The sequence below is a fragment of the Daejeonella sp. genome (assembly GCF_046590655.1).
GTDB lineage: Bacteria > Bacteroidota > Bacteroidia > Sphingobacteriales > Sphingobacteriaceae > Daejeonella.
Map to the genome: position 1 here is coordinate 1 of NZ_JBKJUM010000156.1, position 6,942 is coordinate 6,942.

Here is a 6,942-nt window from a genome sequence, read left to right on the forward strand (position 1 = left end):
GAATGCCTTAGAAATTAAAGCACATCCGCCCACCGGCTTCGTTATTATTGGTATTAACCGTCCTGATAATATCGCTTAAGGAGAGTTTATAATAAGTAAGCTTATTAGGATCTATATTGATTTGATATTGCTTCTGAAAGCCTCCGAAAGAAGCAATCTCATTTACGCCAGCGACATTTTGAAGAGCAAACTTGACATACCAGTCCTGTTACCGCCCGCTGTTCCCCCAGATCCATTCCCGGAGTATGGAGAGTAATTACGTGATCTATCTATTTCCCTCTGGAAGTAGTTGACAAGCAAATTACATTATATGAGCAGTCCTGCCCTTTAAAAAATATCCACTTAGAAGATAAATCCCGACGGGCAGAAGCGTGAATTGTAAAACAGGGGAGAGACCCACGCTAGTATATGGTATAATGGGCATAGAATCTGAATACACCCAACTGCCCGCCATTATATGTCTGAGCTCAAAAATTATAGCTCCGATCCCCCCAATTACCATAATCAGAAGAATTCGTTTAACCGTTAATTCGCGAATCCAAAATACATTTTTGTAAATCAGCGTTAAAGCAAAATAAAGCAGCACTACCATATTCGCATCAGCTACAGAAGCTAGTGCACAAAAAGTTATATGCTGCGCATCATAATTATAACCAAAATATAACGGGCCCTGCAATAATTCCCATACAAGGTTAAGGAAAAACGCAAGGATGAATAGTATAAAAATCAGGTATTTATAACTTGATTTGTTGGTAGTTTTCTTTAAGAAAAAGACATAAAATATCCCTAAAAGGGTTAAAGCTATAACTGGTATGATGAAAATGGTAGGATTTAGATTATTCATCCCTCTTAGATTGTTGAAACTCCTGCGATTAGTTTAAGAAACATTTTTTAAGCACCCTCTAAAGCAGGCAAGATATCCAGCAGGTCTATTGACTGCTCGATAGCCATTTTTAAAACATCTCTAAACCGCTGTTGCCATTTGCTCACAAGTTTCAGCACATTGGCGGCAAGCTTCTGCGCATTTTATGCAATGCTCCATCCCCATTTCAGCATGTTTTTCGCATTCTTCGGCACAGGCATTACAAGCGTCTGCACATATTCTGCATAAGTGGGCGCTGTATTCACTACCCAAACTCATTATTTCTGCTGCTGCCCGGCATAGAGCAGCACATTCCATGTCCAGTTGAATGCACCGAGCCATCATTTTAACATCATCTTCTTTTAAACATTCGGTAGCACAATGGCTACAGGCTACTGCACATGCTACACAAGCATCCATGCAATCTTGAAATTTCTGATGTGACATAATTTTACTGATTAAGATTGATAATTGTTATTCGCTCCATTTTTTAAACTGATCAATTTCCATTTTCTGGTCTGCTATTATTTTCCTGCTCATCGAAATTAATCCCGGATCTTTTCCAAATTGAACGAATCCTTCCGCCATCATAATTGCACTCTGGTGATGAGGTATCATCATCTGTACAAAGTGCTTGTCGGTTGAAGAACTTTGATCCATTTTTGGCATATCCATCATCATTGTCATGTTTTGATCCATGACTTTAGCAAAACCCTTTTCTTTCATTGCAGGATCATAATTTTTTTCAGGATTTTTATGATTATCAAGAAAAGACTGTAATTCATTAATTTCTGATTTTTGAGCATCAATGATTTTTTGAGCCATTTTCTTCAAATCATCATCTTTCCCGGATTCAAGCTCTGCCTGAGCCATATCAACTGCGGCCTGATGGTGGTTTTTCATGTTCATCGCATAATCATTGTCTATGTTTCCGGTCATCTTCATTTGATGCATATCATTCATCATCTTATCCATTCCGGATTTCATTCCGGAACTCATCGACATCGAGTCCATGTCCATATCATTACTATCCATATCAGAATGATCTGTTTCAGTCTTGGATGCTTTATTTTGACAAGCTGAAAAGCTGAGTGAAAGTGCGAGAGCACCAATAATTAAAGTGTTCGTTTTCATAATTAAAGATTTAATGTTGATTAAACAATATCAAGGAAGGCTTGCGGCTATATCAGAATTTCATGATTATTCATATAGTCTGTAGAATAGACAATCCATCGGGGGTTTTGTTCTAATTTTTGACGGCTGTTCCTTCTTGCCTAAAAACAGTGTCCCCCTCGGGTGAAACCATTATGGTAGTTGGCAGAGCGCAAGCAAGTGTTTTCACATCTATTTCCGCATATCTCAAAGTAATTCATATAAAGCAATCCACATAATCAAGGATCATGTGTATAACTAAGCCAACAGCAATTAATCGCATACGTGGAATGAATAACAGTCCTATATAAATACCCACAGCCAGGTAAGAATGCAAGGGGTGAAATCCAATACTGCATCGGTTGGGATCATAGATGGGATCAGCCACTAAATGATCCAGATCTACTGCCATGGTTGCCATCATGATCAGCCATGCTTTGAAGGGCATTTTTCTATAAAACAGAGCTGCGATTATTGCAGGAACTATAAAATGGAGGAGCATGTGAAACATAAAAAACACGAGTAGTATATAGAATTAAGGAGAAAACAAAGAGCCTATTATTTCAGCATGAGACTAGCAGTCCTAATGGTTTTTTCTTTAGTATCAGACCATGCAAAAATCACTCTTTTTCCTGATTTTGTCATTTGGGGAAATCCGCCTGACCTCGATTCGGAAGAAGAAGCAACAACCATAGAGGGTTCTTTCTTACCATTACTGTATACCCTGGCTGCCTTTATCTCTGAGCCTTCCATCCAGCTTATCATTGCGCTTTTATCATCCAACAACACGAGATCTACGCGGCCAATGGTTTCGGATTTATTAATTTTAACAGGGCTAGTAAACGTAGCTCCCCCATCATTAGAGAAAGTGACCTGCACTTTTCCCATTTTATCTGGGGCAGAAAACCAGGCTATCGCAAGGTTATTTCCCAGCGCATCCGCTCTCGGCCCGTTAACGGGACATCCCGAAATTTTCCAATTATCAGAAAATATAGGTTTGGGTTTGGTCCATTTGCCATCTACTAATCTAACGATTGAAACATCCCGGATTTCAAGTTCTGAACGGTCTCGGTAAATCACAACAGGCCCGTTTGCAGTAAGAGTTGCACTTGTCTGGCAGCAATCACAAACTCTGTTATCCAGCTCCCATTCATCGGATTTTAAACCTGTTTTTGTAATATTTGCTGCCCTTAGAGACATTGCTCCATGATGTCCCTCTCCATGTCCTGTGCTGCCGTCCATTGCCGTATTTCTGCCATCGAGCCATGAAGCAAAATAATGTCCCTTATCGGAGAGTAATGAAACAAAGCCGTGTTCTGCTTTTTTACCATCATCATGCAGTATCCCTGAGGGGCTCCAGTTTACTCCTTTGTCTGAAGAAACAAAGAGCTTAACATCATACGTATATGTACCATTGTTGCTTTTTTCCAAAATGTGAGCGATCATATTACCATCCCCGTCAGATGCCAGCATCGGGTAATCTGCCCAGTTGACAAACCAGTTATCGCCCGAAGCTATAACTACTGGTTTCGACCACTCATCGTTACTTAAACTAGAAAATTTTAGGAAACTCGTGCCTTTTGCTATTTCAATCCATGATAGATACACCATACCGTTTTTATCGGTAAACAAATAAGGTTCAGCACTCACAGAATCGACAGGAGAAGGCAGAAGTTCTAGAATCTCTTTTTGATCGCGCGCACTCTTTTCCGGGTTATCACAGGCAAATAGGAAGATCGATATAAGTAGGGTTAGAAGTTGTCTGGTCATTTCGCTTTTATTATTTTCAGTATCATATTAATATTTGCAGAATCGTCCCATTTTCTTTCGCCCGGCTCTGAAAACACGAGACGACCCTCCGGACTATAAATAAAAGTGGTTGGAAGCGCTTGAAAATCCATGTCCTCGCTGTTATCTATTCTTGCATAATTGAATTTATAATCATACTTGGTTCTAAACTCAGTAATTTGTTCAACACTTTCATCTGATGCAAGTAGAAATATTATCTCCTCATTGCGGAGAAGATTCTGCGCTTTTTCGATGGAAGGCATTTCAGAAAGGCATGGTTTACACCAGGTAGCCCAAAAATTGATGAAAACGGCTTTGCCTTTATATTTTCCCAAATCTACAGCTTGTTGATCTAAACCAGTTAAGCGAATGTTGGTAAGCTCCTTTTTATTCTCGTACGATACAGGATTCGGTCTCTCTGCAGTATTACAGGCTGCTGAGCATAATAACAATGCTATCGCTATTTGGAGTGCTGTCTTCATTCTTAGGCATTTTTAAAAAATGAGAAGCCTATACTATACTTCACATAAAGCAATCTACCTAATAAAAGGCCGTTTTTTAATAAATCAATAGCTATTTATCGCAGTCGGGGAAAGAATAACAATAAAGCATAACACAAACTGCAATGCAACGCGCTACTACTTCACGTTTAACATACTTGCATTAATGGCTACCACAATCGTACTGACTGTCATTAAAACAGCACCTGCGGCCGGACTTAATAACAACCCCTGATTGTACAGAACCCCTGCCGCCAGAGGCAATGCGATCACGTTATACCCCGTCGCCCAAACCAGGTTTTGAATCATCTTGCGGTAAGTGGCCTTGCCGAATAAAATCAGGTTCACCACATCTTTTGGATTACTATTCACCAAAATAATTCCGGCTGTTTCAGCGGCTATATCGCTGCCACTGCCTACTGCAATCCCTACATCGGCAATGGCTAAGGCAGGCGCATCGTTCACTCCATCCCCTGTCATAGCCACAAACTCGCCTTTACTTTGCAGCTCTTTTATTTTTTCGAGTTTCTGATGAGGTAACACCTGCGCCATAAAACTATCCATTCCCAATGTTTCACTTACGCTTTTCGCGACTTTATCGTTATCGCCAGTGAGGAGAAGAGATTTAATATTGTGCTCCTTTAAGGTTTTAATGGCTTCCGCTGATTCAGGACGTAACTCATCTGATAATGCGATATACCCAGCCAGTTCATCATTGATCAGTACAAACACAACTGTTTCCGTATCGTTAGCCACGAAATTATCGGGGATAGCAATATTTTTTTCTTTTAAATAACCCGGACTGACTACCAAAACCTTTTTGCCCTCTACTTTAGCTTCAACACCCTTACCGGTGATGGCGGTAAAATTTTCTGTTGCAGGAATAGCGAGGCCTGCCCGTCCGTCAGGCGGGGATAATTCTTTTACCTTTTGCAGAATGCCTGTTGCTATAGGATGTTCTGATTTTTGTTCCAGAGCAGCGGCTAAACGAATGATCTCGTTTTCATTAAGGCCATTTTGCAAAGAGACAATTTTTGATACCTGGAATTTACCTACCGTAAGAGTACCAGTCTTGTCAAATACAATTGTGGTGATTTTTCTTGAATTCTCAAACGCTGTTCTGTTTTTAATCAGTAAGCCATTTTTTGCGGATAAAGCCGTTGATTTTGCTACCACTAGTGGCACTGCCAATCCTAGTGCGTGCGGACAACAAATCACAATGACCGTTACCATCCTTTCCATAGCAAATGCCAGGGTTTGGCCGGTTAAATACCAATACAAAAATGTAGCTATACCTGAAACGAGAGCAATTACGGTTAACCATCGTGCTGCTTTATCTGCCAGTAGCTGCGTTTTGGATTTAGACTTTTGCGCATCATCTACCAGCTTAATCACCTGGGAGAGGTAAGAGTCTTTGGCAGCGTGGGATACGGTAACTTTTAAAGAGCCGCTGCCATTAATGGCGCCTGCAATTACTTTATCCCCTTTACCTTTTTGTACAGGCTTTGATTCACCTGTGAGCATGGATTCATTGAGGTAACTTTCACCTTCCAGTACAACTCCATCTGCTGCCACTTTTTCACCGGGTTTAACCAGAATAATATCATTTTCTTTGAGTGAATCAGTCTTTACATCATGCACCATATCCGGCATCACCATGTGCGCATCAGCAGGCATTAATTGTACTAACAATTCCAGTTCTTTGGATGCGCCGGCAATAGATTTCATTTCGATCCAATGCCCTAAAAGCATGATGAGAATCAGAGTTGACAATTCCCAGAAAAAATCCATGCCTTCCAAACCAAATACGATGGCTACACTGTAAACGTAGGCTACCGTTATGGCAAAGCCGATCAAAAACATCATGCCTGGATTTTTCGCCTTTACCTCATCAACTAACCCTTTCAAAAAAGGCCATCCTCCATAAAAAAACACAACCGATGATAAGGCGAATAAGATATAGGACGAACCTGTAAACTGCCAGTCTACACCAATAAAGTGCTGTATCATTTCTGATAAAAGCATAATGGGGATAGTGAGCGCCAGCACGACATAAAATCGCTTTTTGAAATCAGCGATCATCATGGCATGATTGTGCCCTTCATGTCCCATCGATGGATTGGATCCATGCTTCATACTGCTGTGATCCATTTTGAAATGATCTTGTTCTTCTTTTTTTGCCGGGATTTCAGAATGGTGCTTTTCCATTTAGGTTTTTATTGGTGAAATCTGTAAAGAATTCGGGCGGTAATCCAAAGGCAAAACGTCCTCCGTAGTTTTTCCTTTCAGGTGCTGAGTATCGAGAGAATGTCGGGCAGGTTCAAACGTTGTTATGTATCCTCTTTCTTTATGTAAATTGACTGTAGTAATTTTACCTGAACTTAGTCCTCCTGTGATTACGTACCAATTTGTTTTCCTTTGCATGGTCCTTTGGTATTTTGAAATAGCATGCTATTTTTTTCTATTAATTTTACTTTGGACATTTGCCAGGCTTATCTGAAATCACTTCAGCATGCATTGAAAAGGTGTAATAAATCATTTTAAGCCAATTGATATTGTAACATCATGCCATCATCTTCGTGTTCAAGATTGTGGCAATGAAAAACAAAGACACCAGTTAATGATGCAAATGGAATGATG

At 40.2% G+C, this 6,942-nt stretch carries 10 protein-coding genes and 1 pseudogene; all 11 read right to left on the reverse strand.

The features are described 5' to 3' along the window. Nucleotides 1-25: 25 nt before the first annotated feature. Nucleotides 26-269 (reverse strand): annotated as a pseudogene (locus ACLL8Z_RS14405) (efflux RND transporter permease subunit); the annotation flags it as partial. A gap of 32 nt (nt 270-301) precedes the next feature. Then, nucleotides 302-844 carry a hypothetical protein gene (locus ACLL8Z_RS14410; RefSeq protein ID WP_411275492.1) on the reverse strand — a complete coding sequence of 181 codons (543 nt, stop codon included), beginning with the start codon at nt 842-844 and terminating at the stop codon, nt 302-304. A gap of 120 nt (nt 845-964) precedes the next feature. Beyond that, nucleotides 965-1,282 carry a four-helix bundle copper-binding protein gene (locus tag ACLL8Z_RS14415; protein ID WP_411275493.1) on the reverse strand — a complete coding sequence of 106 codons (318 nt, stop codon included), beginning with the start codon at nt 1,280-1,282 and terminating at the stop codon, nt 965-967. Between the two features lie 54 nt (nt 1,283-1,336). Next, nucleotides 1,337-1,996: a DUF305 domain-containing protein gene (locus ACLL8Z_RS14420; RefSeq protein WP_411275494.1), complete on the reverse strand. Its 660-nt coding sequence runs from the start codon at nt 1,994-1,996 to the stop codon at nt 1,337-1,339. Nucleotides 1,997-2,231: 235 nt separating this feature from the next. Next, nucleotides 2,232-2,525, reverse strand: a complete 294-nt coding sequence (locus ACLL8Z_RS14425) for a DUF6122 family protein (RefSeq protein WP_411275495.1) — start codon at nt 2,523-2,525, stop codon at nt 2,232-2,234. 47 nt (nt 2,526-2,572) lie between these two features. Continuing rightward, nucleotides 2,573-3,784 carry a sialidase family protein gene (locus ACLL8Z_RS14430; protein WP_411275496.1) on the reverse strand — a complete coding sequence of 404 codons (1,212 nt, stop codon included), beginning with the start codon at nt 3,782-3,784 and terminating at the stop codon, nt 2,573-2,575. After that, nucleotides 3,781-4,284, reverse strand: a complete 504-nt coding sequence (locus ACLL8Z_RS14435; RefSeq protein ID WP_411275497.1) for a TlpA family protein disulfide reductase — start codon at nt 4,282-4,284, stop codon at nt 3,781-3,783. Before ACLL8Z_RS14435 ends, ACLL8Z_RS14430 begins: the two co-directional genes overlap by 4 nt. Before the next feature lie 156 nt (nt 4,285-4,440). After that, on the reverse strand, nt 4,441-6,510 hold the full coding sequence (locus ACLL8Z_RS14440) for a heavy metal translocating P-type ATPase (protein WP_411275498.1): 2,070 nt from the start codon (nt 6,508-6,510) through the stop codon (nt 4,441-4,443). After that, nucleotides 6,511-6,726 carry a hypothetical protein gene (locus ACLL8Z_RS14445; protein WP_411275499.1) on the reverse strand — a complete coding sequence of 72 codons (216 nt, stop codon included), beginning with the start codon at nt 6,724-6,726 and terminating at the stop codon, nt 6,511-6,513. A gap of 46 nt (nt 6,727-6,772) precedes the next feature. After that, a complete protein-coding gene (locus ACLL8Z_RS14450; protein ID WP_411275500.1) occupies nt 6,773-6,841 on the reverse strand; it encodes a heavy metal-binding domain-containing protein in 69 nt (22 codons plus the stop codon). A 1-nt stretch (nt 6,842) separates the two neighbouring features. Then, entirely contained in the window at nt 6,843-6,941 is a 99-nt protein-coding gene (locus tag ACLL8Z_RS14455) for a multicopper oxidase domain-containing protein (RefSeq protein ID WP_411275501.1), read from the reverse strand. Nucleotide 6,942: the final 1 nt, after the last annotated feature.

What these genes read in the sequence shown, in the direction of transcription:
- ACLL8Z_RS14440 (WP_411275498.1), bottom strand. Translation starts at nt 6,510, where the DNA reads ATGGAAAAGCACCATTCTGAAATCCCGGCAAAAAAAGAAGAACAAGAT.
- ACLL8Z_RS14430 (WP_411275496.1), bottom strand. Translation starts at nt 3,784, where the DNA reads ATGACCAGACAACTTCTAACCCTACTTATATCGATCTTCCTATTTGCC.
- ACLL8Z_RS14435 (WP_411275497.1), bottom strand. Translation starts at nt 4,284, where the DNA reads ATGAAGACAGCACTCCAAATAGCGATAGCATTGTTATTATGCTCAGCA.
- ACLL8Z_RS14410 (WP_411275492.1), bottom strand. Translation starts at nt 844, where the DNA reads ATGAATAATCTAAATCCTACCATTTTCATCATACCAGTTATAGCTTTA.
- ACLL8Z_RS14420 (WP_411275494.1), bottom strand. Translation starts at nt 1,996, where the DNA reads ATGAAAACGAACACTTTAATTATTGGTGCTCTCGCACTTTCACTCAGC.
- ACLL8Z_RS14425 (WP_411275495.1), bottom strand. Translation starts at nt 2,525, where the DNA reads ATGTTTCACATGCTCCTCCATTTTATAGTTCCTGCAATAATCGCAGCT.
- ACLL8Z_RS14415 (WP_411275493.1), bottom strand. Translation starts at nt 1,282, where the DNA reads ATGGATGCTTGTGTAGCATGTGCAGTAGCCTGTAGCCATTGTGCTACC.
- ACLL8Z_RS14445 (WP_411275499.1), bottom strand. Translation starts at nt 6,726, where the DNA reads ATGCAAAGGAAAACAAATTGGTACGTAATCACAGGAGGACTAAGTTCA.